This window comes from Microcoleus sp. T3_D1, from assembly GCF_036700405.1.
Taxonomy (GTDB): Bacteria; Cyanobacteriota; Cyanobacteriia; order Cyanobacteriales; family Microcoleaceae; genus Microcoleus.
Window position 1 is genome coordinate 1 of the sequence record NZ_JAUBOV010000092.1, and the last position, 25,528, is coordinate 25,528.

At 47.5% G+C, this 25,528-nt stretch carries 25 protein-coding genes; 12 read left to right on the forward strand and 13 right to left on the reverse strand.

What is annotated here, in order from left to right; translation table 11 throughout:
• Positions 1 to 235: 235 nt before the first annotated feature.
• Positions 236 to 907, reverse strand: a complete 672-nt coding sequence (locus QT992_RS28605; protein ID WP_333319483.1) for a retropepsin-like aspartic protease — start codon at positions 905 to 907, stop codon at positions 236 to 238.
• 230 nt (positions 908 to 1,137) lie between these two features.
• Between QT992_RS28605 and QT992_RS28610 the strand changes: the two genes are divergently transcribed.
• The 4 genes from QT992_RS28610 to QT992_RS28625 all read left to right on the forward strand — a co-directional run bounded on the left by QT992_RS28610 (position 1,138) and on the right by QT992_RS28625 (position 5,111).
• Complete coding sequence (locus QT992_RS28610) at positions 1,138 to 2,559, forward strand: hypothetical protein (protein WP_333342059.1); 1,422 nt, start codon at positions 1,138 to 1,140, stop codon at positions 2,557 to 2,559.
• 183 nt (positions 2,560 to 2,742) lie between these two features.
• The gene (locus QT992_RS28615) at positions 2,743 to 3,495 is read left to right on the forward strand and encodes an MORN motif-containing protein (protein WP_333342061.1); all 753 of its coding nucleotides are present in this window, start codon (positions 2,743 to 2,745) and stop codon (positions 3,493 to 3,495) included.
• 105 nt (positions 3,496 to 3,600) lie between these two features.
• A complete protein-coding gene (locus QT992_RS28620) occupies positions 3,601 to 4,314 on the forward strand; it encodes an MORN motif-containing protein (protein WP_333342062.1) in 714 nt (237 codons plus the stop codon).
• Positions 4,315 to 4,490: 176 nt separating this feature from the next.
• The gene (locus QT992_RS28625; protein WP_333342064.1) at positions 4,491 to 5,111 is read left to right on the forward strand and encodes a DUF6391 domain-containing protein; all 621 of its coding nucleotides are present in this window, start codon (positions 4,491 to 4,493) and stop codon (positions 5,109 to 5,111) included.
• Positions 5,112 to 5,195: 84 nt separating this feature from the next.
• Here the strand turns inward: QT992_RS28625 and QT992_RS28630 are convergent, their stop codons facing one another.
• Positions 5,196 to 5,966 (reverse strand): Uma2 family endonuclease, encoded by a 771-nt coding sequence (locus QT992_RS28630; RefSeq protein ID WP_333342067.1) that lies wholly within the window; start codon positions 5,964 to 5,966, stop codon positions 5,196 to 5,198.
• Between the two features lie 195 nt (positions 5,967 to 6,161).
• Here QT992_RS28630 and cax point away from each other — a divergent pair, with 195 nt between their 5' ends.
• A complete protein-coding gene (gene cax / locus QT992_RS28635) occupies positions 6,162 to 7,262 on the forward strand; it encodes a calcium/proton exchanger (protein ID WP_333057645.1) in 1,101 nt (366 codons plus the stop codon).
• Positions 7,263 to 7,304: 42 nt separating this feature from the next.
• On the opposite strand, the gene QT992_RS28640 is transcribed toward cax, so the two are convergent.
• The 3 genes from QT992_RS28640 to QT992_RS28650 all read right to left on the reverse strand — a co-directional run bounded on the left by QT992_RS28640 (position 7,305) and on the right by QT992_RS28650 (position 10,757).
• Complete coding sequence (locus QT992_RS28640) at positions 7,305 to 8,021, reverse strand: Uma2 family endonuclease (RefSeq protein WP_333319492.1); 717 nt, start codon at positions 8,019 to 8,021, stop codon at positions 7,305 to 7,307.
• Positions 8,022 to 8,120: 99 nt separating this feature from the next.
• Complete coding sequence (locus QT992_RS28645) at positions 8,121 to 8,765, reverse strand: hypothetical protein (RefSeq protein WP_333319494.1); 645 nt, start codon at positions 8,763 to 8,765, stop codon at positions 8,121 to 8,123.
• A gap of 327 nt (positions 8,766 to 9,092) precedes the next feature.
• The gene (locus tag QT992_RS28650; protein ID WP_333319496.1) at positions 9,093 to 10,757 is read right to left on the reverse strand and encodes a DUF655 domain-containing protein; all 1,665 of its coding nucleotides are present in this window, start codon (positions 10,755 to 10,757) and stop codon (positions 9,093 to 9,095) included.
• Between the two features lie 191 nt (positions 10,758 to 10,948).
• Between QT992_RS28650 and QT992_RS28655 the strand changes: the two genes are divergently transcribed.
• The 4 genes from QT992_RS28655 to QT992_RS28670 all read left to right on the forward strand — a co-directional run bounded on the left by QT992_RS28655 (position 10,949) and on the right by QT992_RS28670 (position 14,924).
• Positions 10,949 to 11,350 (forward strand): DUF7682 family zinc-binding protein, encoded by a 402-nt coding sequence (locus QT992_RS28655; protein ID WP_333378317.1) that lies wholly within the window; start codon positions 10,949 to 10,951, stop codon positions 11,348 to 11,350.
• A gap of 75 nt (positions 11,351 to 11,425) precedes the next feature.
• The gene (locus tag QT992_RS28660) at positions 11,426 to 12,598 is read left to right on the forward strand and encodes a cysteine desulfurase family protein (RefSeq protein ID WP_333378320.1); all 1,173 of its coding nucleotides are present in this window, start codon (positions 11,426 to 11,428) and stop codon (positions 12,596 to 12,598) included.
• Between the two features lie 383 nt (positions 12,599 to 12,981).
• Positions 12,982 to 14,004 carry a tetratricopeptide repeat protein gene (locus QT992_RS28665; protein WP_333378323.1) on the forward strand — a complete coding sequence of 341 codons (1,023 nt, stop codon included), beginning with the start codon at positions 12,982 to 12,984 and terminating at the stop codon, positions 14,002 to 14,004.
• A 275-nt stretch (positions 14,005 to 14,279) separates the two neighbouring features.
• Positions 14,280 to 14,924, forward strand: coding sequence for a hypothetical protein (locus QT992_RS28670; RefSeq protein ID WP_333319501.1), 645 nt, complete (start codon positions 14,280 to 14,282; stop codon positions 14,922 to 14,924).
• 49 nt (positions 14,925 to 14,973) lie between these two features.
• On the opposite strand, the gene thiL is transcribed toward QT992_RS28670, so the two are convergent.
• The 3 genes from thiL to QT992_RS28685 form a co-directional block, all read right to left on the reverse strand.
• Positions 14,974 to 16,209, reverse strand: coding sequence for a thiamine-phosphate kinase (gene thiL / locus QT992_RS28675; RefSeq protein WP_333378327.1), 1,236 nt, complete (start codon positions 16,207 to 16,209; stop codon positions 14,974 to 14,976).
• Positions 16,210 to 16,241: 32 nt separating this feature from the next.
• Positions 16,242 to 16,556: a hypothetical protein gene (locus QT992_RS28680; RefSeq protein ID WP_333058575.1), complete on the reverse strand. Its 315-nt coding sequence runs from the start codon at positions 16,554 to 16,556 to the stop codon at positions 16,242 to 16,244.
• Positions 16,557 to 16,770: 214 nt separating this feature from the next.
• The gene (locus QT992_RS28685) at positions 16,771 to 17,895 is read right to left on the reverse strand and encodes a peptidylprolyl isomerase (RefSeq protein ID WP_333319505.1); all 1,125 of its coding nucleotides are present in this window, start codon (positions 17,893 to 17,895) and stop codon (positions 16,771 to 16,773) included.
• Positions 17,896 to 18,278: 383 nt separating this feature from the next.
• On the opposite strand from QT992_RS28685, the gene efp reads away from it, so the two are divergent.
• From efp to QT992_RS28700, 3 genes are all read left to right on the forward strand, one after another.
• Complete coding sequence (efp, locus tag QT992_RS28690; RefSeq protein WP_333319507.1) at positions 18,279 to 18,836, forward strand: elongation factor P; 558 nt, start codon at positions 18,279 to 18,281, stop codon at positions 18,834 to 18,836.
• Between the two features lie 207 nt (positions 18,837 to 19,043).
• Positions 19,044 to 19,601 (forward strand): acetyl-CoA carboxylase biotin carboxyl carrier protein, encoded by a 558-nt coding sequence (gene accB, locus QT992_RS28695; RefSeq protein ID WP_333319509.1) that lies wholly within the window; start codon positions 19,044 to 19,046, stop codon positions 19,599 to 19,601.
• Positions 19,602 to 19,631: 30 nt separating this feature from the next.
• The gene (locus tag QT992_RS28700) at positions 19,632 to 20,024 is read left to right on the forward strand and encodes an ArsR/SmtB family transcription factor (RefSeq protein WP_006631662.1); all 393 of its coding nucleotides are present in this window, start codon (positions 19,632 to 19,634) and stop codon (positions 20,022 to 20,024) included.
• 271 nt (positions 20,025 to 20,295) lie between these two features.
• On the opposite strand, the gene QT992_RS28705 is transcribed toward QT992_RS28700, so the two are convergent.
• The 5 genes from QT992_RS28705 to QT992_RS28725 all read right to left on the reverse strand — a co-directional run bounded on the left by QT992_RS28705 (position 20,296) and on the right by QT992_RS28725 (position 25,381).
• Complete coding sequence (locus tag QT992_RS28705; protein ID WP_333319512.1) at positions 20,296 to 21,066, reverse strand: GerMN domain-containing protein; 771 nt, start codon at positions 21,064 to 21,066, stop codon at positions 20,296 to 20,298.
• A gap of 784 nt (positions 21,067 to 21,850) precedes the next feature.
• Positions 21,851 to 22,933 carry a photosystem II q(b) protein gene (psbA, locus tag QT992_RS28710; RefSeq protein ID WP_333070606.1) on the reverse strand — a complete coding sequence of 361 codons (1,083 nt, stop codon included), beginning with the start codon at positions 22,931 to 22,933 and terminating at the stop codon, positions 21,851 to 21,853.
• 228 nt (positions 22,934 to 23,161) lie between these two features.
• A complete protein-coding gene (locus QT992_RS28715; protein ID WP_333343018.1) occupies positions 23,162 to 23,872 on the reverse strand; it encodes a precorrin-2 C(20)-methyltransferase in 711 nt (236 codons plus the stop codon).
• Entirely contained in the window at positions 23,869 to 24,498 is a 630-nt protein-coding gene (locus QT992_RS28720; protein WP_333343019.1) for a precorrin-8X methylmutase, read from the reverse strand. Before QT992_RS28720 ends, QT992_RS28715 begins: the two co-directional genes overlap by 4 nt.
• Positions 24,499 to 24,652: 154 nt before the next feature.
• Positions 24,653 to 25,381, reverse strand: coding sequence for a hypothetical protein (locus QT992_RS28725; protein ID WP_333343020.1), 729 nt, complete (start codon positions 25,379 to 25,381; stop codon positions 24,653 to 24,655).
• Positions 25,382 to 25,528: the final 147 nt, after the last annotated feature.

Below are 25,528 nucleotides of genomic sequence, written 5' to 3' on the forward strand. Positions count from 1 at the left end.
TTTAAAGCTTAGTCTGGTCAGAATGGCCTGTTAGATTTCTCTTTCAAGCCTCACGCCTTTAGGCTGAGGTTTCTGACGAATTGTTCAACGGTAGGTTGCTATTGAAACACTAAAAAGAATACCACAGATGGCGGACTTTTACTACTGCCTCAAGGAAGAGATTAAACAGCTTTGACTGGGCTGGGAATAACTTTAAACCAGTTGAGCAAAAATCCGTTTCCGAATCGGCTCACTTTCAGCGGACATAAAATTCTACAACATCTTTTTTAATTTTGACATCGTAATTGCCAAAGAAATCGTGACCGAGCAGACCTATTGGCATTTGTTTGGCGATCGCCACTTCGACATTTTGGATCGCAGCACCCCCAACCCGAATCGATCGCACTACGCCGATCGGGAACTCGACAACGCTACCGTCAGCGATCCCCGCTCTGATGGTACGCACCGGCCTCACTCCCAGTGCAGTAGCCATCCGCTGAGAAATCAAAGTGCCGCTCGCCCCGGTATCGAGAATCATCTCAAAAGTCTTGTTGCCGTTAAATACCACATCAATCACCGGCGTCCCGCCAGCGCGACGCTTGATTTTAGCTTGAAATACCTGTGGATTCCCCGGTGGCTTCGCCCGTTGATTTGCTGGGGGTTTGGCACCACGATTGGATGGGTTCCAAAACTGAGAGTACAATTGGCCAGTTGTCAATCCCGATCGCGTTATAGTGCGATTCCCTGCAGGATAGCTCCGCCGCGCGTGCTGCTGGGAACTCACATCGGGAACCAATGTCATCACCTGGGTTTCTGGCTGATGTGAATCAGAAAGCACCTCGCCGCCCCCCACCGATCCCACACCCACCAAAACAATCGCAAAAACAAAGCCCGATCGCCAAATCCGCTTGAGAATCACTTTTGCCATTATCTAAATACCTTAATTAATTCAATATGTCGAACAACGGCCACCATTGATATCCTAACCCGCTCCAGAAAACCCAGCGGCCGAAGAGCCCGATCGGATCGTCAGGAAAAGTTGGCAATTGTTAAGCGATCGCATAACATCGAACACAGATAAACTAATAAACGGCAACTGGCTGTAATTGCAGAGCCTTGTTGCATATCTTGAAATTAAGCATTTGGGGGCGATCGGCAATGCACAAACTTTTATATTTTGCAACTATAGGACTACTAGCTTTCTCGATCGCAGGCTGCGGTGGCGAGGGCAGCAACACAGCCAGCCCCAGCCCCAGCCCGAGTGCAGCCTCTCCGTCTCCGGCTGCCGGAGCCAGCCCCACCCCAGCAGGTCAGACTTTCCAGTCTCCAATAGTAGCCGCCCAGCCTCCAGGGTTAATTCGATCGACCAACCCAGACGAACGAGCAAGACAGGCTCAAACAAATATCGGCGACAACAAAAACAGGAATCCAACGCTTCCGCTTCAGCCGGTGCCGCAAGGCCCTGTGACAGCCAATCCTTCTCAGGTAGACCCCTTTGGGCCACTGCCGCCGATCGCATTACAAATCCCTGCAGGAGCCAACGGAGCGGGTGGGATTACCTCAGAACTCCCCAAACTGCCACAGCGAGAAGTTGCGGTATTACCCCAAATTCCCGAGTTATTGGCTCCCCCCGCAATTAACAGGCCTAATCAGACGATTACTATCACCAGGCAACCCACGGGGGGTCGAGCGGGCACTCAGCAAGTACGGGATCGAGCGGGAGGCCCTTTACTTCCCGGAGGTGATGGAGGGCAAATTGGCTCGCCTCCCCTAGTTCCAGGGCTAACTGCTCCTCGGTTAGGTGGCGGTGGCGGTGGCAGAAATGGTTCCTTACCCGGAGGCATCGGGGGACAAATTGGCTTGCCGCCCATAGTTCCGGGGCTAGATGCTCCTCAGTTAGGTCGTACTCGTACATCCCCGCCTGGACTTGAACCCATTGCAGCGAGACCCATAGGAGTGCCGGATCTGCCGGAACTGCCAGTAGACAAGCGTCCCCCCCAATGGAGAGACCCCAATGCCAGGGTAAGAAGAGGTACTGGCACCCGTCCCCCTGGAACTACTGGGCCCATAGCAAGTAGACCCCAAGATGCGCGGAATCGGCCGACTCCCCGTCCAGGACCCCCGCGCCCCCCCCAGCCAATAGCCGCTAGACCCATAGGAGTGCCGGATCTGCCGGAACTGCCAGTAGACAAGCGCCCGCCCCAGTGGGTAGATCCAAATCCCCCGCCTCCTCCAGTCATCCCAGTAGTTCCGGCACCGCCGCCACCGCCTTCTACTGACCTCGCTACAAGCACAGAAGTCAGCGGGGTGGTAAAAGTCGGGAACGAGACGCAAGTGATTGTCAAAGTACCGAATGAACCAACCAGCCGATATGTCAAAGTCGGGCAGCGGCTCTCTAACGGGCAAGTGTTGGTGAAGCGGGTCGATCTCAAGCAAGGAGCAGATCCGATCGTGATTCTGGAGGAAAACGGCGTTGAGGTAGCCAAAGGTGTGGGCGAAAAACCCCCCAGTCGCCAACCACAACCAGCCAATGCAGTTATTAGCCGTCTCCCAAATCCGAATAGCTCAGCGCGACGCTGAAAATTGACAGTAAAGCAGGAAAAATGCTAAAGGCAAAAATTAGAGTTTTTGCCTTTTTGCATTTAGGGCAGATATCGAACCTGAAGGTAAAATTAGTAGAGGGATTAAACAATAGAGGACTTTTGAGCGAGTATTAGCTTTTAGAAAATCCCTATTAGTAATTGAAGTTAAAGGAGATCGATCATGCTCGGTTCAATTCAAAAATTAGGGATGGTGATATTAGTTGCTTCTTGTATCGGCAGCGCCACTAATCTCTTGAATCCCCAGCCATCAATGGCTCAACCAACACCTGATCCAAAACCAGAAGAAGAAAAACGCTCTCCCTTCTGCCAAGGCAGCCTTCCTACGGGAAGAGTGAAATGCAATTACGAGACAGGCGATAACTACGAGGGAAACTTCGTTAACGGCCTGCCCGACGGCAGCGGAGTCTACGTGTACGCTAATGGCGATCGCTACGAAGGACAATTTCGGAGGGGAGTGCCCAATGGTAGAGGGACATTCATTTTTAAAGATGATGCCCGCTACATAGGCGTGTTCCAAGACGGCACGATGAGATCGGGGACGGTGGTTTTCCCCAACGGTGAGCGCTACGTGGGAGACTTCGGAGTCGTCCAGAACCTTGAGACAAAAGTTATTAGCAGCCAACCTGCAGGGCGAGGTCAATTTTTTTATACTAATGGCGATCGCTACGAAGGACAATTCTTTGCAGGCTCACCCTTTGGCCCTGGGGTATTGGTGCGGGTAGACGGCACTCGCTGTTCAGGCAGATTTTTTAATCAAGAACTTGACGCTAGTGTCTCCTGCACTTTCCCCAACGGGACGCGCTATGAAGGAGAATTGCGAAAGGGAGTGCCTCACGGTGTCGGGACGATGATCGATGCTAGAGGTAGGCGCTTTCCGGGGGTATTTCGCAACGGCAAGCCCGGAGTTTCGTAAAGGATAAATGATTGAGGTTTTCAGCTAACTTTTGACAACAAATGGGACAAAAGACAAAGGACAGAAGAAGATAATATCTAACAGCGCATAGGAGCAAGTTGATTGATGATTTCCCCTTCTTGGACCAGTGGAATCGCTTTATTAGTTGCATCAGTGTTGGGAATTGGTAGTTACGCGACTTATCCCTTGCCCTCAATGGCGCAAGGAACAGAAGCTAGAACCGGCCGCTGCGTGCCAGCTATCGCGACAGGTAGAGTGAGGTGCGATTATGACAGCGGTGATAGCTACATCGGACAGTTCGTTAACGGTTTGCCCAGTGGCACTGGGGTATACATATATTCCAACGGCGATCGCTATGAGGGGCAGTTCCGTCTGGGCAAACCAAATGGTCGAGGACAATTTATATTTAAGGACGACGCCCGCGTGGAGGGCATATTCCGAGATGGCAAAGTTAGTTCCGGGACCGCTATTTTTACTAATGGCGATCGCTATATAGGGTCGTTTTCTCTCGATCAAAAAGTAGGCGTACCCACGGGACAAGGGCAATTCATTTTTGCCAATGGCGATCGCTTTGTGGGTCAATTTTTAGGGGGCAAGCCTTTAGGTACGGGAGCGTTCACCCGCGCTGACGGCAGTCGGTGTTCGGGACAGTTCTATAGTCAAGAACTTGATGGCAGGGGTAACTGTTCGTTCTCCAACGGTATCCGCTATCAGGGAGAGTTACGCAAGGGATTGCCTCACGGCAAAGGCACAATTATCGATACCAGAGGCCGGCGACTTCCGGGAGTGTTCCGCGACGGCCAGCGGCTCGAACGATAAACTGGGAATAAGTGCGATCTATTAGTAAGGGCAGGTTGATGGCTAATAATTTTTGCACAAAACCTGCCTTGCTAGGTTTTAAAGTCACAACTATTGATAATTTACGATCGGCTTTTTCTCAACCGAATTGCTAATCTTAAATATCCACTTAATGGAGTTAATGGAGGCGTTTTGATATGACAACTACTGCTTCTGCTTCCGGCCGCACAGGCCAGTTTCCCTTGGACTTTGCCCCGCAGCGGACTCAAGATGCTGATTTGTTGCGACAACTCAATTTTGTGCCCGGTTTGAAGGAAGTCTTGACTTTGCGCCAAGTTCATGCTTTGGAACACGCTACGGTTTGGGTACTAAGCCAATCCTTTGGTGCGACGACAGCAAGAGCCGATAATGAGTTATTGGGCGGGATGTCCACAGACCAAGGGTTTTATCTTTATGGCCACGTTAACATTGCACAGTTGCGTCAGGCAGTGCGCGAGGCTTTGCAGCGGATTGCCAGCGGAGAGTGGGATTTAGCTGTACATCCCCGCTGTGGCACGAATTTGTCGGTGGCAATGCTGCTAACGGCAGGACTTGCTGTCGGCATCAATTTAGCCCTGCCTCGCGGGCCGATTCTACAACTTTTAGGTTTGGGTGCAGCGGCGGCTGCTGCGGCTCAGTTAGCCCCTGATGTGGGCTCTCTGGCTCAGCGGTACGTCACCACTGCTATTCCGTTTAATTTGAGTGTTGTTGATATTACTGTAAGTCACGACTTCTGGGGACGCGAAGCTCATTTTGTGCGGGTGCGTTGGGTTGAATAGCTGCACGGTATCAAGCCCACCTCAAACAACAGAATACCCAGATCCCCGACTTTTTTAAGGATTCGGGGATCTGACAGAAACCTCCTAAATGCGATCGGGATCTACTCCTAATTCTCGCAACCTCGCCGCCAATCTTTCAGCACGTTGGCCCTGCTCATCAGCCCGTTGGCGCTCCACCGCAGCTTGCTGCTCAAGTTCCTGGAACCGAGCGTGTTCTGCTTTAATCAACCCTTCAACTAATGGCGGACACAGTATTTCATTCACTGATAATGTCAGATTAGGAAATACTACAGACACCATTTGTTGCCCCGGCACAAAATCTGTTTGTGTATAGATGTCTTCACCTTCAGGAAAGGCTAAAACTCGCACCAGTTCTTTGTTAGGTGTAGGGTCAACAATTACATATTCAGGTACGTTAGCTAGTTCGTACTCAGCTCGTTTAACCACATAATCGGCGCGCCGATTTTGACTCACTACCTCTATGACTAACAGCGGCTTTTCCTCAAAATCGAGGATACCAGAACCTGGTCTAGCAGCAGCTTGTTCCAAAAGACTTTGAGTGCAAACAACTACATCAGGAATCCGAGAGGTATCTTCTTCTGTTCTTACTCCCAGACCTGTTTTTGCTACTAAGTCAAGATTGTGTTCAGCTAGATAACGCTGCAATTGGTAAACTAAATATTCGCAAATTTTGATATGTAAAACTGTTGCGGTTGGCATCGGAATTAATTTGCCTTTGTACAGTTCATATTGTAGATCGGAATCAGTTTGATAAAATCGGTATTCTTCAAAGGTCAAGGTGGGTGAAGTATCAATTTGCTTGGATTCAACAACTGGCACTACAGATTGAGACATATCTTTTCACCGATGTCGATATAATTCTATTATATTCAATCTGCCTCGATCTGGGTGCATTTGCGGTTAAAAATTCCCAATTTATCGATCGCACTTGCCGCCAGAATTGTCAGAGAATAGTTGAATAGTGTAAAATCAACTTTGCGATCGCCCCGACAACTCGACCTCACCCTTCCTTACACCATCCGAGTTCCTATGTCAATCAAAAAGATTCTTTCCATAGCGCTGTTAATTTTCATCCCCATTTCCATCGCCGCTGAGTATTTGCACTGGGGTTCCCTTGCAGTTTTCATCACATCCGCTTTAGGCATTATACCTCTGGCGATTTGGTTGAGCACAGCAACAGAAGAAGTGGCGATCGTTACAGGCCCCTCCATAGGCGGCTTATTAAATGCAGTCTTCGGCAATGCTACGGAATTAATTATTGCCATAGTTGCCCTGAAAGCCGGCTTAATTGACATTGTGAAAGCCAGCATAACCGGTACAATTATCAGCAACTTGCTTTTAGTCATGGGATTTTCCATGCTGCTAGGAGGAATCCGCTACAAAGAACAGGAATTTAAGCCAATAATCGCGCGGGTGAACGGTTCCACAATGACTCTAGCAGTGATTGCCATCCTGCTGCCGACAATGGTAATTTATACCTCCAATGGAGTCGAACCCGCAGCCATTCAGAATCTTTCCTTAATAACTGCGATCGTCCTAATCGCAGTTTACGCTTTAACTCTGCTATTTTCATTAAAAACGCACAGCTATCTTTACGATGTTGGCTTAGTAGAACTAGAGTCAGAAAATCCTCAAAATACCAAAGAGGAATCTACTACGCACAAACCGAATTTGTGGCTGTGGATAGGAGTGCTAGTTGCCTCAACTGTTGCCGTTGCTTTTGAATCAGAAATTTTCGTCGGTGTTGTCGAAGAAACTACCAAAGGATTGGGATTAACGCCGCTGTTTACAGGGGTAATTCTGTTGCCGATTGTTGGCGGCGCCGCTGAATATGTAACTGCGGTGGGAGTTGCGATGAAAAACAATATGGATTTGTCAGTTTCTGTCGCAATGGGTTCGAGTTTGCTAGTTGCTTTGCTGGTAGCGCCGGTGTTGGTGATTATCGGATTAATAATTCATCAGCCGATGGATTTAAACTTCAATCCGTTTGAAGTAGTTGCAGTTGCCATCGCAGTGACAATTGCTAATCTAATTAGTCTTGACGGCCGCTCTAATTGGCTCGAAGGAGTGCTGCTTTTAGCAACATATATTGTGTTAGGAGCGGCATTCTACTTTCACCCCATTACTTAATTCTCGCGGAACAGGCAAGATGCCTGTTCCACAAAAAATCAATTAAATAGTATCCGGGTCTATTCCCATCTCCCGCAAGCGCGCCGCCAGTCTGTCAGCTTGCTGTAATCGAGATTGTTCTTGTCTGATTAAATCTTCGACAAGTGGGGGAGATAGAATTTGATCCACTGATAAAATCAAATCTGGAAACTGCAAAGACACGATGTTTTGCCCTGGCACAAAATTCGTTTGTTCGTAAGCAGTTTCATTTTCCGGCAAAGTTACAACTCTGACCCTAGTCCGGTTAGGTTTAGGGTCTGCCATCCAATATTCCGGCACTCCAGCATTTTCGTATTCTGCTCTTTTTGTCACGTAATCTTGACGCTCGTTTTGGCTGACAACTTCAACAATTAACACTGGCGTTTCATCTAAATCGAAGACGCCAGCACCAGGTCTGGCAAGCAGTTGTTCCCAAAGACTTTGAGTACAAACAATCACATCAGGAATCCGCGAGGAATTCTCTTCCGTTCTCACTCCCACATTAGTTTTTGCCACCAAATCGAGATTGTGTTCAGCTAAGTAACGCTGCAATATGTAAACTAAGAATTCGCAGATGCTTGCGTGTAAAGCCGTTGCGGCTGCCATCGGTATTAATTTTCCCCTGTGAAGTTCGTAGAGAACGTCAGGTTCTCCCTCATAGACAAGATATTCTTCAAAAGTTAAGGTGGGCGAAGCATCAACTCGATCGGTTTCCGAAACAGGTAAAACAGACTGAGACATATTTATCCGCGCTCCGGTTTTAGTTCTCTTAATTAATTTTAGCCTCTCTTCTTTTATTCCTCTGGGGTTAATTAAAAGAATTAGGTATTTTTCAAGCAGTTACGGACAGCGACACTGTTGAACAGGAAAACACTCTTGTCTGCAAGTTCTTTTTCTGCCTTTACGGTCGCGACAATCAGAAGTATCCCGACATTCTACCCGATCTTGACAAATTTGTTGACGGGGAAAAGTACCTAAGTTTTGTATAGAAACTTCAGCCGTCAGCGAACCCTGTTCTATAACTTGGTCATTTTCTTTAATTTCATAGAGAAACTTATTTTCTCCCTCTAAAACCGAAAAAGTTCTTGTTTTGTGACTGTTACCCAACTTAAATCCAAAATCCTCGGAAAACTCACCTTTGTTGTAACCTCGGTCTGTGTAGGGATAGGGGTTAGTTTCCATGCCATCAGTCACATTTTTAATCATTACCCTTCTGTTAGGGCCCGGAGGAGTTTTGCTGGAGACAAATCGAGCGCTTTGCGAATCAGGGGAGAAGACAGTACCGGCACAGGGGCCTACATATTCAGTGCGCTTAAATTGAATTAAATTAATATTAAAAGCGTTTTCGTTTTTGACCCTAAATTGTGCTTCGCTACTCTGCTGGGCGCTAACGGTGAAAGCTGCTAGCGTCAAAAAAAAAGCCCCCACCAAAATAGCTAGGAATTTGATTTGCGGCCTCCCCGTAACAAATCTGGCGTGTTTCATCTCTCTATACCTCTAATGTGAATAGATAGCATTTTGTTTAGCAGTTATTTTAACTTGAGAGCTGAGGTGTTGTCAAAGTATATCGAATAGGTTTCTAGTGAGGGCTGGAGTCTTTGATGCTGAGTTGCGAAAGGAAGGACGGAAGTTATGACTGTGAACTTTGTAGAGTCAGGAATGAAGTCCTGATTACTGAGAGGTTGCACCATTGTCAATAAGCCTTTTATGAACGGGCTCTCCGGCCCGTTCCACAAAGAGTGAATTTTCTTGTGGAACAGGCATCTTGCCTGTTCTTGAGAATGGTGCAATATCTAAGGAGTACGAACTTAACTACCAAGTTACTCGATCGCGCCATCTCTCTAAAATCTTGTCCCCAATGCCCTGAACCCGCGCCACATCGTCCAAAGAGGTGAAAGGTTGCTGTTGCCGCGCGGCAATAATTCTCTCGGCTAACTTCGGGCCCACCCCAGGCAAGGTTTCTAATTCTTCCTGAGTCGCGGCATTCAAATTAACTAACTTTTTACCCGCAGCAATTTGAGGTTTAGCACTCGCAGATTTTGATGCTGCTTGTAGTGAATCGCACTCTTTTTTCTTAGCATCAATTCTCTGTTTGATTCGGGGGGGAATTCCCAAGGTTGCACCTTTGTAAAGCCGATCGAACTCCCGCTCAAAATGGGCTGCAACTACGGGACTCTCGATCGCCAGCAACGTCTCGTCATTCCCGTGATTTGCAGCCTCACTCCAGTTGTGAGAACCTGTAAGCACCGTTTTGCCGTCCACAACGCCGAATTTGTGGTGCAGGCGATCGCCCATTGGTAAAAGCGGCACTCCCACCGTAGTCAGCGGCTTTCTCCAAGGGCGATTGTCATCTTCTAACTTGCAATCTTGGATGAAAGTCGCACCCATCATATCCAAACCTTCACTATAAGAGCGATAAATAAAATTAGAGTCAATTAAAGCTCGCACCGCAACTCCCCGGCTAGCTTCAATTTCCAAAGTATTGGACAACCGCTGAGCCGAAAATACAAACAATGCCAAATCAACCGACTTTTTCGCACTACCCAAATTTCGATTTATCAAACTGTTAACGCTTTTTTCCCAAGGCAAAGTCTGGGAAGTCGGCGAAAATTGCACCGCCACTGTCGAATTCCCTACTCTTACTTTTTGCACTTGACGAAACGGCTTTTTGATGCCAAACTTGCTGTCCGGTTTGCCTCCGGGCCCGTCGCCCCACATGATGTTAAATTCTTGAGTAAATAGTTGCGCTATTTGAGCATTTTCAATTTTTAGCAAATTGTTCGCATTGCCGCGACTTGCGGCTGTCTTGAAATCGCCGTGTATATCGCTTGTGGTAAAATTAGCCGAAGTGACGATTACCGTTTTGCCGTCAATTACCACAAATTTGTGGTGCATCAAACCGCTGCCTTTACTGCCGTCAGCAGTATCGTCAATTACAGGAATACCCGCATCCTTGACAATTACCAAAGCATCATTTTGCTTGATTTCCTCGGCGCTTAATTTACCGTCTTTATTGCGATCGGCAAGTTGCACAAATTCGTTATAACGATCGCGCTCTCTTTCCGGTAATTTCGCTAATTCCTGACCTCTAAAATCGCTCCAAGGGCGACTATACATATGTTCGACAATTAATCTAACTTTAATTCCCGATCGCCCTCGTTCGGCCAAAACCCTCGCAATACCGGGCAAGCGAAACTCCTGAACCGCTACATCTACCGTCGATCCCGCACTGGCGATCGCCACAGCGATCGAGTTTTCTAAATCATCTCCGGGTCTAGTTTGCTGGCGGTAAGGCTCTGTATAACTCGAAGCGATCGACTGATTGAAGTATACTTGCAACAAGGGGTCTTGAGGCAATGGAGCCAGAGTGAGAGGTAAATTCTGCACGTCTTGCTTTGTTTGTCCGCAGCCCGCCAGATTGAGCGCCACCAGCCCCGCACAACAGAAACCGAGTAAATGATAATACAATACAGCCACAAAATTTTAAAAAATATAGAGGTTATTAGCCCAACCACAGTTCAAAGCTATTGGATCGAGTAAAGTTACAACCTATTAAATTTATGCAAGGGAATAGATTTTACGTCTTGTAGAACTGCCTCGATGCCGGAAGCATCACTGGTAGGGTAGCAGCATTCAGGGGCGTGGGTCAAACCCTATACCGCTGCTTTATGGCTAAAAGAAAAAGAATTTTTCCGTGCGGTCACAAAGGATATGGTAAAGCGTGCCATCGCTGCACGCAAGAGTTGGTGGCGCAGCAGCAGTACGTTGAAGTGCTGACACAAAAACAAACCAAAAAACAAGAGAGGGAAGCATCATTTGCTAGAGATATCATCGATCTCAGAGGTCTGCCCGACCACGTAGTCACTAAAGCCCGAACAATTATAGCAGCTTTGGGCGAAAATAAGAATTACAGAGATTTCGGCGGCAAACGCCTGCGTCACAACCGTTTGATAATCAGTATTCCTGTAACTCGCAACTACAGAATGCTTTGTGAAGATTGCGGCACTTTCTTAACTCCCCAAAAAGTTTTGTCGCACGAAGACTACAACGTCTGCAAACCAGGAAGTTAGTTATCAGTCATTAGTCATTAGTCATTAGTCATTAGTCATTAGTCATTAGTCCTTAGTCATTAGTTATTTAAAATCATGCAAATTTACCTAGACTATAGTGCCACAACACCCGCACGCCCCGAAGCGATTCAAGCCATGCAAAAAGCCCTGACTCAGCAGTGGGGTAATCCTTCCAGTTTGCACGAGTGGGGACAAAGGGCAGCGACAGCTTTAGAATTAGCAAGAATGCAGGTTGCTAGCTTGATTAACGCGCTACCGGAATCGATGATTTTTACCAGTGGTGGCACTGAAGCGAACAATTTGGCAATTATGGGAATTGCCCGTCTTTATACAAAGCCGCAGCATATCATTATCTCCAGCGTAGAGCATTCCGCAGTAGCAGAACCGGCGCGACAACTCGAACAGTTGGGATGGGAAGTGACGCGGCTACCGGTGGATAAATTTGGGCGCATTCACCCTTTGGATTTGCAAGAGTCGCTGCGATCGAATACAGTGTTAATTTCCATCATTTACGGACAAAGCGAAGTAGGCACGCTGCAACCAATCGAGGCATTAGGACAAATTGCTCGCGATCGCAATATCCTGTTTCATACCGATGCAGTTCAAGTTGCCGGCAAGCTGCAAGTAGACGTACAGAAACTTCCCGTAGACTTGCTTTCCCTTTCCAGTCACAAACTTTACGGGCCGCAAGGTGCGGGGGCGCTTTACGTGCGTCCGGGAGTAGAATTAGTGCCAATGTTAGGCGGTGGTGGCCAAGAATTGAAACTGCGTTCCGGGACACAAGCGCTGCCGGCAATTGTCGGTTTTGGGGTGGCGGCAGAGTTAGCATTGCAGGAAATAGATGTGGAAACGCCGAGGTTAATTGCATTGCGCGATCGGCTTTTTGACCGATTATCCCACGTACCCAGTTTAGTACCAACGGGCGATCGATATTGCCGACTCCCACACCACGTAAGTTTTTGTATTGTTTCTCCCGACGGCGACACAGGAGTAGTGACGGGTAAAACTTTAGTGCGACAGCTCAATTTAGCCGGAATTGGTATTAGTTCCGGTTCTGCTTGTAACAGTGGCAAACTAACTCCGAGTCCGATATTATTGGCAATGGGATATAGCAAAACTCTGGCCGTTGGTGGAATTCGCTTGACTCTGGGGCGAGAAACCACAGAAGCTGATATTGATTGGACAGTAATTGCGATCGAGCAAATTTTGGATAGATTAATGCCCAAGGTAGCATTATCTAGTTGTTAGTAGGAAAATCTGCGGTTAAAATTCCAAAGAAACCGGGTTTTTACGATTTTTATCGACTGTAATGAAGTATCTCCCAAAAACCCGGTTTCTAGCCACCCGCGCACAATCAAAATAATCTTTCATACATCCTGTAGGGGCGGGTTCACCAACCATAATTGCCTGAAATAAACCATCTCAAAAACCCGCCCCCACCCAACCAACAATCATCATTTACATTTTGGCGATGCGAGGCAAATTTTAGGTTGACGTGGGTTATCGGTGGTGGCAGGGCGGGTTTATATAGATGGTTGGTAATTGTTATATATGGTTGGCGAACCCGCCCCTACAAAATATCGTAAAATCATGATAAAATAAATCTCAATATCACCCAAAACTCCCTAACAATGGAAGAAAGCCGCGCCCAAGCCTACCTAGAACTAATTCACACCCTGCTGAATTGCCCCAACGGCGAAGAACCGCAGATATTACAAGATAACTCAGAATTGTTGGATGTCGAATTTCTGGAAACTTGCGAGTTAGTAGCCGAAAAAATGGCACAGCAAGGAGGACAAAACGGCGCTAATTTCCTGCGGGAACTGATCGGCCAGCTAGCACAATTAATCGATATCAACGATGGTGATATCTCCGCAGGTGAAAATCCCCAAGAGTATGCAAACTTTATTCTAGAATTATTGCAAGCCGAAGATGGTAGCAATAGCAATACAGCAGTAATTTACCCGATGCTAGCTGAACGAAAACATCTACTCAATCCTCGTTTTTCGGACATTTTAGAGCAAGTAGTCGAGAGGTTAGTGGGTGGGGAAAATGCAAAAACTATTGATTCAATTGTCAGTATCGTTGAAGACTTGAGCATTAATATTAGTAATTTTTCCGGTGGGAATAGAGCCGATAATATTGAAATTGCCATTGCCGCTTATCAACTTGTTTTAAATAATCGGACACCCGGAAGCGAAAAGTTTGCTCAAACTCAAAACAACTTAGCTGCTGCCTACATTACCAGAATAAAGGGTTCGCGGGCCGAAAATGTGGAAATGGCGATCGCCCTTTATGGCGCTGCTTTAACAGTATATACCCTTGAGGCTTTCCCGGAAGATTGGGCAATGGCTCAAAATAACCTAGCGGCTGCTTACGCCAACAGAATCAACGGTTCGCGGGCGGAAAATATCGATCGCGCGATCGCATTTTTTGAGGCTGCTTTAACTGTTCGTACCCCGGAACACTTTCCTGAAGATTGGGCCATGATTCAATATAATCTAGGTAATGCCTATAATGACAGAATCAACGGTTCGCGGGATGAAAATCTCGAAAAGGCGAGATCCTTTTATCAAGCAGCATTAACAGTATATACCCGTGAGGATTTCCCTGAGTATTGGGCAATGATTAAAAAGAAGCTGGCTAATGCTTAAACTGATGCAGCTTGAAAAATCTCATAAACCGGGTTTTTTCCGACATCTTCGCGCACCATCTCAGAAACCGGGTTTTTTCCGATATCTTCGCCTCCGATTAAATATCTTCGCAAAAACCCGGTTTCTCGTCACCACGCACCATCTCAGAAATCGGTTTTTTTCCGATATCTTCGCCTCCGATTAAATATCTTCGCAAAAACCCGGTTTCTCGCCACCCAAAAACCCACCCCCAATCATGATAAAATAAATCCCGGTGTTATTGACAACTCGCCACAATGGAAGAAAACCGCGCCCAAGCCTATCTGCAATTAATTCACACCCTGCTGAATTCCCCCAACGGAGACGAACCGCAGATATTACAGGATAACTCAGAATTCCTCGATCGCGGATTTCTGGAAACTTGCGAGTTAGTAGCCTCAACCTTGGCCGAACAAGGAGGCGAGAATGGCGCTAAGTTCCTCCGACATTTAGCTAGTTACCTAGCGCCACTCATCGATATGAACGATGACGTAGATAGCAATAATTCTGCCAGTGAAAATTTCCAAGAGTATGCAAACTTTTTCCTAGAATTATTGCAAGCAGAACAAGATAGCAGCGGGGATACAGCAGTAATTTACCCGATGCTGGAAGGGCGACAACATCTCCTTAATGCCAGTTTTGCCGAGAGTTTACAGCAAGTAGCGCAGAAGTTAATAGCCGGCGAAAACTCAGAAACAATTAGCTCAATTATCGGTCTTATTGAAAATTTGAGTATTCATATTAGTGACTTTCCCAGTGGGAATAAAGCGAATAATATTGAAATTGCCATTACTGGTTATCAAATAGTTTTAAATAATCGCGAACCCGGTAGCGAAAAATGGACGCAAACTCAAAATAATCTGGCTACTGCCTACAATAACAGCAAAAAACCCGGCGGCTGAAACCGCGTCTACACAAACCAAGTCCACCTATGCGGACAAGCGAGATAATTCAGAAGTGTTGAAATCCTCGATCGAGCTTTAATATAGTATCAGGATAAATACCGCTGCTATCAGTCAACCAAATATCGGTGCTCTCGGTAGCGGTTCCCACAATCGCGGCTCCATTTCCTATTTTTTCCACTAATAACTCAGCATTCGCGATCGGCAAAAACAGCACTAACTCGAAATCTTCGCCGCCGTATAATGCCCAATCTAAAGCTTTTTCGGTTGATACAATTTCTCTGAAAATATCGGGAATTGGTATTTTTGTCCGATCGACTTTTGCGCCAACACCGCTAGCCCGACAAATTTGAATAATTGCATCAGCTAAACCGTCGCTGCTGTCCATTCCGGCGATTGCAATTGGGGATTGAACCCCCCCCGGCCCCCCCTTAGCAAGGGGGGGAGAATTAACCCCCCCCGGCCCCCCCTTGCTAAGGGGGGGAGAATAGAAATCTTGCTTCCCCCCCTTGCTAAAGGGAGAATAGAAATCTTGCTTCCCCCCCTTAGCAAGGGGGGGACTGAGGGGGGGTTCCATCGCACCTGGAGAATTGGACTCTTGCTTCCCCCCCTTAGCAAGGGGGGGACTGAGGGGGGGTTCCATCGCGCCTTCGGAAGCTAATATTTCCCAAATAATCGGCAAAACATCCAGTCTCGGTTTAGGGCGCTGGTGAGCGAGAATTAAAGAAGCTCGATCGACCTTTTCCAGATTTGGCCCGAATTCAGGATTCAACAGCAATTCTAATCCCGCGCGGGAGGCTCCGTGAACCCCAGTAGCGACAATCGCCCAGCCCGATCGCGCATTTGACCGACTAATGGTACGATCGCACTCAACTTGTCCGAAAGCCGTAATCGCCACCGTCACAACGGGCGATCGGACAACATCGCCACCGACGATCGGCGTATCATATTCTTGCAAGCAAGCCGTCATCCCCCGATAAAACTCTTCAACCCACTCCACAGCAGTATCCGCCGCCACAGCGAGGGCTACAGTCACCGCCAGAGGCTGTGCTCCCATCGCAGCCAGATCCGACAAATTTGCCGCTGCGGCGCGCCATCCTGCGTAATAAGGCCCCGTAGTGCGATCGCTAAAATGCACTCCATCCACCAACATATCGGTAGTGATAGCCAGAGATTGGTTGGGATTTGTAGCCATGACAGCGCAATCGTCACCCACTATTTCGGCGGGGCAGAATTTTTGCAATATTCTTAAAAGGCCTTGTTCACCGATATCTTTAACTTGCATAAATTTGAATTAGTCGATCGCACTTTCTCAATTCACCATTCCTTACCCGAACTCGGCGGCAAGCGCAACCTAGGAAATCTATAAAAAGTATCTCCTTCATCATCTACCTCTAAAACCGCCGAAAAAATCTTAACTTGCCGAGTTAAATACTGCTGAGCAACTTCAGCCTCAACCCTAGCACTAGCCGCCAGTTGAATCAGCGAAATTTGACTGTTTTGAGTTTCCAACAACTGATAAAAAGCCTCATCCAACCGCTGCTTTTGCTTGTTTTCATTCACATTTTTTACAATCAACAAGCCTGCGAATCCGCCCAAACCCATTACCAATAAAAATTGTAAAATAGCCATATTTTCGATGCAATTCCTAATTTCAATAACGAAACTATAAAAATTATCTCTTCTTCCAACCTGATTCCGGCGGGATTTGTCTGTGTAAAAGTGATTTCAATCGCCGTTACCTTTCTTTATTTAGAAAAGATTTCTATGCCTGTCACTATTGATTTTTTCAGCCCGCGCAGGCGGGCTTTGTTTGTGTAAAAGCGATTTCAATCGCCGTCACTAATTAAACTTGAGGTCGCACCAAATTTTCGATTCCTTTAACTACCTTAGCAGATACAATCTTGTCTCCCTGCTTCAGTTGCTCCAAAACTTCTTTTCCTTCAATCATGTAACCAAAAACAGCATAGCGGCCGTCCAACAGATTCAGACCAGCGGGCGTGAGTTCAGGTTCAAACAAGAAAAAGAAAAACTGAGAAGAAGCGCTATCAGGGTCAGTTTCTGTACGGGCCATAGCCACTGTACCGAAAGCAGAAAAAGGCAAAACAGGCTCGTCGCGATAGCGGCCCGCATCTTCTAGAGTAATCCCGTAAATAGGTTCTTTTTCCTCCCTGACGAGCACTTCTAGCGGTATATTCCGGTATTTGCCAGTAGCTGGGTCAATAAAACCCTCTTCCTTGCCTTCGGGGTCTCCCGTTTGCAAAACGTAGGATTCTTCCGATCGAATAAACGGCAAACCGTCATAAAAACCTCGATCGACCAAATCCACAAAATTACCAGCCGTAACCGGGGCGCTGTAGCCGTCAACCACAACAGTAATTTCCCCTTTTTCAGTTTGTACAGCCACAGTAGCGCGCCCTTTCAGTTGAGGCAGATTAGCATACTTGGCAGGCACTTCAAACGGGAACTTTGTCACCATCAACTCTTCGATTTCGCCTACCGTGCCCAGGATTGTAGGTTTCAATTCAATCACTTTTTCCCTGTCTTTAGCCTCAACAGCCTTTTCCAGTTGAGCAACTCCCTCCTTGACTCGTGCAACTAGCGCCTCAGCTTGCGGCTTTTGCGCCTCGGGAATACTGTCTAAAATGTCAGACTCCCGAAGGTTGAGAATCCTGGAAGCCTTACTGACATCGCTGCTAATGGGCCCCCAACGTTTAGATCGTATGTGGTTGCCAATGTCTTCGAGACTGATTTGCAACTCTCGTACAGTCTGATTGTCAATAGGTAAAGCGAAGCGCAGCAGCGCCCGGCCGTCCGTAATCGCATTCCCTGCAGGCATACTGCTGCTGGGACGTTTGGCATGGGAGACTGCACTGAAACTCAGTCCGAGAGTGAACAGCAGAAGCGCTAAAGCGAGGGTTTTGACCCAGCGCTTGCACGTATCGATCGAGAAATTAGGCCAATGCAACATAACTTTAACTTTTATTGCCTCTCTTATCTTCCCACAGCGCTGCCCGCCCTCTATCCCTTAAATGCCCTACACTGCTCGCGGCAGAACTTCCTTCCCTTGAGAGCTTTTTAGCTTTCCGTACAGCACTTGCTCCCTTTGAACGGTAAAATAAAATGCCAATTGCTTTTTGATGCCGTCAGCTAGACTGCAGCTTTAACCTGACCCGCTCAAAAACGGATACAATCCCCAGACTCCTGTCGTGGAGAGATCAAAATTTTAGACCAAGGTTCAATCTCCCAAATTCATCTGTGGAGTAAATCTAAAATCTAAAATCTAAAATCTAAAATCGACTGACTGTAGTTCCCCCGTGCCCCAAGGCGACGGGATTGCCCGCAAAAATTTATATGATTTCCAGTAACGACTTTCGACCAGGTGTTTCAATTGAATGGAATAACGGCGTGTGGCGGGTTATCGAATTCCTCCACGTCAAGCCAGGAAAAGGCTCGGCTTTCGTGCGGACAAAATTAAAAAACGTCCAAACCGGAAACGTAGTAGAACAAACCTTCCGGGCGGGCGAGACTATGCCTCAAGCCAACCTGGAAAAGAGTGTGATGCAGCATACCTATAAAGAGGGCGACCAGTTTGTCTTTATGGATATGGAAACTTACGAGGAAAGTCGCCTCAGTGCCAAGCAAATAGGCGATCGTGTCAAGTACCTCAGTGAAGGGATGGAAGTCAGCATCCTGCGCTGGAACGACCAAATCATGGAAGTGGAACTGCCCAACTCTGTTGTCTTGGAAGTGCTGCAAACCGATCCCGGAGTCAAAGGAGATACTGCCACTGGTGGCAGCAAACCCGCGATCGTCTCCACCGGAGCTCAGGTTATGGTGCCTTTATTTATTTCCATTGGAGAACGGATTCGGATTGATACTCGTGAAGACAAGTACCTCGGCCGAGAATAGAAACGAGGGAATAAAAGGGAGTTTTTAGTTTTTAGTTCTGAGTTATGAGTTAAAGAAGTCAAAATTCAATACTCATCACTCACAGCTTAAAAACTATCCCTTTTGCCTCCAAACTCGGTGAATTCTCCTAGCTTCGCCTGATTCTGAATTCTGAATTTTCAATTTTCAATTCTCAATTTTCAATTCTCAATTACCCTTGAATCTGCTGTGCAACTAGACTTAAACCAGCTTTGTGACCTGCTAACTGTATTAGACAAAACTGGCATTTCGGAACTGACATTAAAAAGTGGGGATATTGAACTGACAGTACGCAAAGGCATTCTGGCAAGTTCACCAGGCACCTCTGCAGCGCTCCCGGCTGCCGTGACGACTGTCGCTCCGAGCGCGTTGACCGCTGTTGCTAGCCCCACTTTAGCCTCACCTCCTGCTGTTGACCAAAATTTAGCAGCGGATCTGGCTGCCCCTGTACCCGTCGCCCCTGTCGCCGCACCTGCTGCCGTACCTGCTTCTGTGGATACGAAATGGGTGCCAATTATCTCGCCGATGGTAGGAACGTTTTATCGCGCGGCTGCTCCTGATGAGCCACCTTTTGTCAATGTGGGCGATCGCATCAAGGTCAGCCAGACAGTCTGTATTATCGAAGCGATGAAGCTGATGAACGAGATCGATGCTGATGAAGTCTCCGGTCAAGTGATGGAAATTTTAGTTCAAAATGGCGAACCTGTCGAATACGGTCAAGTGTTGATGCGAATTAATCCGGATTGAAGCATTACTTTATTGTTATGGACAGAATAAATGCTAATATTTCCCGATCACTTCTCTCCGGTGAGTTTGATGAAGTCATCCCAGCCTGTCCCGCAAGAGGTTGTGCAACAAGTTGCTGAGTATTTCAGTATTTTGAGCGAACCCATGCGTTTACGAATTTTGAACTTGCTTCGCGACGGCGAAAAATGCGTGCAAGAATTGGTGGAAGCTACTCAAACGAGTCAAGCCAATGTTTCTAAGCACCTAAAACTCATGCTCCAAGCTGGTATCCTCACTCGCCGGAGTGAAGGAACTTCAGCTTATTATAAGGTGCAAGACGAGTTGATTTTCGAGCTGTGTAATATGGTGTGCGATCGGCTTGCCAGCCGGATCGAACAGCAAGCCCTACACTTTCGGGCATTTAGCCTAACTACGAAGCACTGAAAATTAGTGCCCAGCCCCCAGTCAATCGATTTTAGATTTTAGATTTTAGATTTTAGATTGACTTGCGCGAGATAAATGCGGGGGCTGGAGGATTTTAGATTTTCGATTTGGGATTGATTCCACGGATAAATCCGGCGGCTTGTACCACCTTTGAAATTCGTGGTCATGAGTCATCAGCCCTGAGTCATAAGTTATCAATCCCTACTCTCTGCCTTCAGACCGATGACTAATGACTCCTAACTAATGACTCCTAACTAATGACTCATAATTACTAAAGGGGAAAATTTTTGTCAAAACTTTGGCGGGTACTCGGCTGAGCCACCTCCAAACCTTCGCCGCCTAAAAGTTCTAAAGGCTTCCCTTCCACCGAAATCCAAACCTTGGTATTCGGTTGTAAACTCGTAGCCGTATAGATAACTTGCCCTAACCGGCCAGTCATCGAATTGCTCCCTCCCCCCGCAGTAAATTCGGCCGACAAATCGACATAAACTCCGTCATTCTTAACACTCAAACCCCTGAGTTTTGTCCCATTAGGGATTTCGCTAGAAACAGTTCCATCCTTCGGCCCAGCCAACAAACTGGTAAAAGCAGCTTGTAAAGCTGCATCAGGCTTGTCAGCTTGTTTGACAGCTACTTTCGTAGGAACTCCCTCAAATTTGCCGCTCGCATCTTTAACCCAGTAGACTTGCACTGTCTGGACATCAGTCTGCGGCAAAGGCTTGGGCTGCGGTGACTTTGGCACCAGAGCGTTAGGCGTCTGAGCTGTAGGCGTCTGAACCTGCGGCGTCTGAACCTGTGGCGTCTGAACCTGTGGCACTTGTACAGGATTTGGAGGGGGCACGGGGATAACTACAGCAGGAGATTCCCCAGGAATTGGGGAAAGCGACGGAGGGGTAGTTTGAGCAGAAGGCTGCGTATCTGCGGGGGTTGGCGAACGGTTCCCGGTCCACCAGGCAATGCCCCCTCCCGCCAGTAAAGCCAACCCGCAAACACCCGCAATGACGGCTGTGGAGACGCGGCGTACTTCTTGTCCATCTTTCATAATACAAATCCTCTTTAGAAATAGAGCGCTTGGGACGGTGAGGAGCGACTCCCGATCAGCTACATTTGTCTATGGTTAGATTCTGGAATTGACACAATTGCATTGCTGCTAGCGAACACTTTATAGCAAGCCCAACATATTCTGAATCCGACTATTGGAATCCTAGACCATAATATAAGATTTCGCCCGTGGAGTATGTCACCAAAAAACTGGGTCTGAAGCCCCGTCCTTATAGGACGGCTTTACATTGAATTAAATCCCCTTTCGGGGTCGGAGAGGGAATTTTATGCAACCTCTCCGATTTTTGGGGAATGGTTGCCCCAAACTCCCATTTCTGGGGTAAAGTTAGCTTCGACAAGGTTATAAAGGCTTGCGCCGGCTAGCAGCACTGTCGAGCGTGACATACCAGACTGTTTAACCACTAGCGACAGAGCAAGGGACTAGCTTCGCATCAAGCGGGTGTCGTGACCTAAATAACGTAGCTATTTAAAGCTTAGTCTGGTCAGAATGGCCTGTTAGATTTCTCTTTCAAGCCTCACGCCTTTAGGCTGAGGTTTCTGACAGTATCTCGATCGGCATAGTGGCTATATTCTATAGTAATCATAAAAAATTAAAGAATAAAGGAAGAAAAAATAAGTAAAAAGCAAGAAGGAAGGCAACGGAGGTAAGGGTAGTTACGGATTTAAGGGATTTAACCGATAGAAACAGGTCTAGAAAAATATTTTCCCCAAACAAAAAGCGCCCCTATTTCTAGGAGCGCTCTTTGTTAATCAAAAACTAAAACTTAGCCATTGATAGAAGGAGCAACCAAAGCTACTGGAGTGACTTCACTAGCAGCCAAGTCGAGAGGGAAGTTGTGAGCGTTGCGCTCGTGCATTACTTCCATACCCAAGTTAGCGCGGTTGATGACATCAGCCCAAGTATTGATGACACGACCTTGAGAGTCGATAATCGATTGGTTGAAGTTGAAACCGTTCAAGTTGAAAGCCATCGTGGAAATACCCAAAGCGGTAAACCAGATACCGACAACTGGCCATGCACCTAACAAGAAGTGCAAAGAACGGCTGTTGTTGAAAGAAGCGTATTGGAAAATCAAACGACCGAAGTAGCCGTGGGCTGCAACGATGTTGTAGGTTTCTTCTTCTTGACCGAATTTGTAACCGTAGTTTTGCGATTCGGTTTCGGTTGTTTCACGAACCAAGGAAGATGTTACCAAGCTTCCGTGCATGGCGGAGAACAAAGAACCACCGAAGACACCAGCAACTCCCAACATGTGGAACGGGTGCATTAGGATGTTGTGCTCAGCTTGGAACACGATCATGAAGTTGAATGTACCGGAGATACCCAAAGGCATACCGTCAGAGAACGAACCTTGTCCAATTGGGTAGATCAAGAATACTGCGGTGGCTGCTGCAACTGGTGCAGAGTAAGCGACGCAGATCCAAGGACGCATACCTAAGCGGTAAGACAGTTCCCATTCACGACCCATGTAGCAAAATACACCGATCAGGAAGTGGAAAATTACCAATTGGTAAGGGCCGCCGTTGTACAACCACTCATCGAGGGAAGCTGCTTCCCAGATTGGGTAGAAGTGCAAGCCGATCGCATTAGATGAAGGAACAACAGCACCTGTGATGATGTTGTTACCGTACATCAAGGAACCTGCAACTGGTTCGCGGATGCCGTCGATGTCCACTGGAGGGGCAGCGATGAAGGCGATGATGTAGCAGATGGTGGCGCTCAGGAGGGTAGGAATCATCAAGACTCCGAACCAACCTACATAAATGCGGTTGTCGGTGCTTGTGACCCACTCACAAAAGCGTTCCCAGACGTTGGCGCTTTCGCGCTGCTGTAAGGTTGTTGTCATTTGTTTATGATTGCTTTATTTGGTTTTCAATGTTCGTGACGGCTTTGTGTTCCGCCATGTAAATAAACATAAAGCATATTCTCAGGTTTGTAAAGTTTTTTAACAACAGATTAACTAATGAAAGTTATAAGCTTAAGTTATCAATATGAATAAAACTGGATAAAGGGGTAAGAATGCACAAAAAAGTAGGTAAAGCCTGGAAGCGCGTCGCCTTCAGGCATGGAAATATTAAGATACAGACTTCTGCTGGCTAGGTATCATAATGAGAGCCCAATAGGGAACTTCAGCGGGCTCGACATCTGCGATCGCCCGAATTCGCTGATTCGGCATAGTTGCGCGTTCTATATACAAAGCTCGATCGAACTGTCCCAACTCAATCAGCACGTCCCGGACTTTCGCAAAATGCCGGCCCAGCTTAATAATCACAGCAGCATCAACAACCGCCAGTCGATCGCGCAAAACCTCAGCCTCCAGCGTCGCAGGCATAATACTTAACACATCGTTACGATAAGTCAGCGGCACTCCCAACGCCGCCGCACTCGCCATTGTCGAAGAAATTCCCGGCACAACTTCAGTGGTAAATCTCGCCGACAAACGGTTGAATAGATACATAAACGAGCCGTAGAGAAAAGGCTCGCCCTCACATAGCACCGCCACATCCCGCCCCTCGCTCAGATGTGCCGCAATTTTCTCGGCAGCAATATCATAATAAGGTTGAGACGATCGCGTCGGACTAAAAGGCAGCGGCATCGGAATCTCAATTTGCTCCGGGCGCAGATAATCAGCGACGATCGCCCGCGCCAGCACCTTACCATTTTCCATCGCTGGATAGGCAATCACCGGCACCAATTGCAAAATCCGATAAGCTTTCAATGTGATCAATTCTGGATCACCAGGGCCAATACCCAAACCGTACAATTTACCATTCGCCTTAGTCATAATTCATCCTTTTTCGCTAACGCATTCACGGCCGCCGTTGCCATTGCACTGCCACCGCGCCGCCCGTGCAACGTAATAAATGGCACTCCCCGACTGTTGGCAGCGAGTTCGGCTTTGGATTCGGCAGCCCCCACAAATCCTACCGGGAAACCCAGAATTAAAGCCGGTTTGGGTGCTCCGGCATCCAACATTTCCAGTAGTCGGAACAAAGCAGTCGGGGCATTGCCGATCGCCACAACCGCACCATGCAAGTTGTCTAGCCATAAATCAAGCGCCGCAGCCGATCGAGTATTTCCTATTTGTCGCGCCAACTCCGGGATTTCGGAATGCCAGAGGGTGCAAATCACCGGATTGTCAGCGGGAAGGCGTTTGCGAGTGATGCCTTCGGCCACCATCCGGGCATCGCACAGAATCGGGGCGCCTGCGGAGAGGGCTTGGCGTCCGCAGGTGGCTGCACCGGGGGAAGCTGCTAAATCTGTAACAATATCAGTCATGCCGCAACTGTGAATTAGTCGCACGGCTACCGATTCTAAATCGGGCGGCAAGCTTGACAAATCTGCTTCGGCTCGAATAGTGGCGAAGGATTTGGTGTAGATTTCTGTTCCGTCTCGAATGTAGTCAATCATTGTTTAAAACTGCTATGGGAAGTTTGTGGGATTTTTGAAAGAGATTTTTTGAATGAACCGCCAAGAGGGAAAGGACGCGAAAGAAGAAAGATCCAGAAAGATAGAAAGAGAAATAATTAAAAATTGTCAGTTTTCATGGGATATTTTTTCACTTTCAATTCCGATTTTCGCTGCTGAACAACTCCTGCAATTGGTCGATCGCCTGCCGATCGACCAACTCACCAAATGACTCCAAAGGGTCTCGAAACCGCTGATACACCCGCAACATTCGCTCGATCGCACCGGGCATCTCGATCGCACTCACCGCCTGAAAAATTGGTCGCCCGAACGGCAAATCTTTTCTACCCGCATAAATGTCGTAACCTTCGATAGTTTCGTCTCCTCGCTCAATCTGAATTCCCACCAGCGTGATATCAAGTGGCTGGTGCTGGGCGCAGGACTTTTGGCAACCGCTGAAATGAATGTTAATCGGCAGGTCGATCGTCAATTTTTGCGCTAAATCCCTCGCCATTGCTAGGGCGTGACTTTGAGTATCTGTCGCCGCCGACGCACAGCCGCTGCTGCCGGCACAAGCCACCAAGCACGAATCTAGGCGACTCGCCGACGAGTGCAATCCCAAATCGGCGATTTGCTGTTTTACCTCAAAAAGCTGGGAGTTGGGGATATCAGAAATCAACAGATTTTGCCACGGCGTAAGTCTCAGGGTACCGCTGGCTAGATTTTGGGCTAAATTTGCCAAATTCCGCAGTTGTTTTGATTCTAGCCTACCGAGAGGCAGCGCAATTCCCATGTACGAGAAATCCGACTGTCGCTGAGGGTGGATGCCGAGATGTCGGGATTGTTCGATCGCCCTTGCAGATGAGTCGATGGATCGGGCGGGCAAGATGCCCACCCCACAAGGAAATTCACTCTTTGTGGAACAGGCATCTTGCCTGTTTTTGGGAAAGGCGATCGATCGGGCGGGCAAGATGCCCACCCCACAAGGAAATTCACTCTTTGTGGAACAGGCATCTTGCCTGTTTTTGGGAAA